Source organism: Phenylobacterium sp., from assembly GCF_036263695.1.
GTDB lineage: Bacteria > Pseudomonadota > Alphaproteobacteria > Caulobacterales > Caulobacteraceae > Phenylobacterium.
In genome coordinates this window covers 1-1961 of the sequence record NZ_DATAGM010000409.1, presented here as the reverse complement: position 1 = coordinate 1961, position 1961 = coordinate 1, and the positions used below count along the sequence as shown (strand labels likewise).

At 72.3% G+C, this 1961-nt stretch carries 2 pseudogenes; one reads left to right on the top strand and one right to left on the bottom strand.

The features are described 5' to 3' along the window. Positions 1-1606 (top strand): annotated as a pseudogene (locus tag VHK87_RS16420) (endoglucanase); the annotation flags it as partial. Positions 1607-1778: 172 nt separating this feature from the next. Here VHK87_RS16420 and VHK87_RS16415 read toward each other — a convergent pair. Beyond that, positions 1779-1961: pseudogene (locus tag VHK87_RS16415) on the bottom strand (flagellar biosynthetic protein FliP); the annotation flags it as partial.

The window sequence follows — 1961 nt, the reverse complement described above, 5'->3', positions numbered from 1 at the left end:
CAATGAGCTGGCCCGCGCCAACCCGCAGCAGCTGTCCAATCCGGAGTTCCGCGGTCTGCGCGGCATCGCCAAGGTGATGGCCCGCCGCTACAAGGAGGCGGAGGCCGACTTCGCCTCCCCGGCGCTCGCAGACGATCCGGCCAGCGCCCTCTGGCGCAGCCACATCGCCGCCCAGACCGCCCAGTGGACCGAAGCGCGGCAGGGCTTCGCCTCGGGCGCCTCGGCCTTCAACCAGTTCCCGGCCCAGTGGAAGGCCAGGTTCGCTCGCGGCGACGCCCAGGCGGCCCTGGCGCTCGGCGACCTTGGCGGCGCCACCGCCCGGGTGAACCTCGCCCTGATGGCCAAGGCCGGCCCACGCGAGGACCTCGCCACCCGGCTGGTGGAGGCCCGGCTGCTGGAGGCCCAGGGCCAGAAGCCCCGGGCGCTCGCCATCTATCAGGCGGTCCAGAAGGCGCCGCTGGAACAGCTCTCCGCGCCCGCCCTGCTGCGGGCCACCCAGATCCGCTACGAGACCGCGCAGATCACCCCGGCCCAGGCGGCCCAGGTGTTCGACGGCCTGCGCTACCGCTGGCGCGGAGACTCCACCGAGCTGGAGACCATTCGCGCGCTCGGACGCCTCTACCTTGACCAAGGCCGCTACCGCGAGGCGCTGGAGGCGCTGCGCTCGGCGGGCGTGCGGCTGCCCGACCTGCCCGAGGCGGTGGCGCTGCAAGCCGACCTCGCCGGCGCCTTCCGCACCCTGTTCCTCGACGGCATGGCCGACGGCCTGGAGCCGATCCAGGCCCTGGCGCTGTTCTTCGACTTCAAGGAGCTGACCCCCATCGGCGCCGACGGCGACATGATGGTCCGCAAGCTGACCCGCCGGCTGGTGGACGTGGACCTCCTGGCCCAGGCCGCCGACCTGCTCGATTACCAGGCCAACCACCGCCTTGATGGGGTGCCCCGCGCCCAGGTCGCCACCGACCTGGCGCTCATCCATCTGATGGACCGTCAGCCGGAGAAGGCGCTGGCGGCGATCAACGCCTCGCGCACCACCGTCCTGCCAACCGCACTGAACGTGGAGCGCCGGCTGATCGAGGGGCGGGCGCTGATGATGCTGGGCCGCTACGAGCACGCCCTGGAGGTCATCCAGCGCGACACGTCACGCGAGGCCAACGACCTGCGCGCCGAGACCATGTGGCGCCAGAAGGACTGGGCCGGCGCGGGGCTGGCCTTCGAACGCTCGCTCGGCGAGCGCTGGAAGAACCCGTCCATCCTGTCCGCCGACGAGGAGGGCCGCCTGCTGCGGGCCGGCGTCGCCTACAGCCTGGCCGGCGACGAAGCGGCGCTGAACCGGCTGGAAGGCCGCTGGAGCGGCTTCTACGACAAGGCCCGCAACCCTGAGGCCCTGCGCATCGCCCTCAGCGGCGCCGGCTCGGCGAGCGTCGCCGAGTTCAGCCGCCTGACCGCCGACACCGAAGCCTTCGCCGGCTGGGTCGCCAAGATGAAGGAACGCTTCCGCCAGGGCCCCGCCCAATACGCCCCCGCGCCCCTGGCCAAGCCGCCCGTCCTCACCCCCGCCGCGCAGACGCAGGCGGCGGCGACCGGGCCCGCCGCGAAGAGCTGACGCGTTCCCTCCCCTTCATGGGGAGGGCCGAGTCGGCGCAGCCGACCGGGGCGGGGGAGTGTCGATGCTGCGATACGCTGGTCGGCGAGCTCTCTGCAGAACCGACTGCTCCCCACCCGTTCCGTCGCCCCGCTCCGCGCCACCCTCCCCATGAAAGGGGAGGGAAGGAGGGTCACCCGCCCCCAGCTCCTCGCTGGAAGCTCTCGACGAGGCTGCCGGCGACGAGGCGCCAGCCGTCGACCAGGACGAAGAAGATCAGCTTGAAGGGCAGGGACACCACCACCGGCGGCAGCATCATCATGCCCATGCTCATCAGCACGCTGGCGACCACCAGGTCGATGACCAGGAAGGGGAC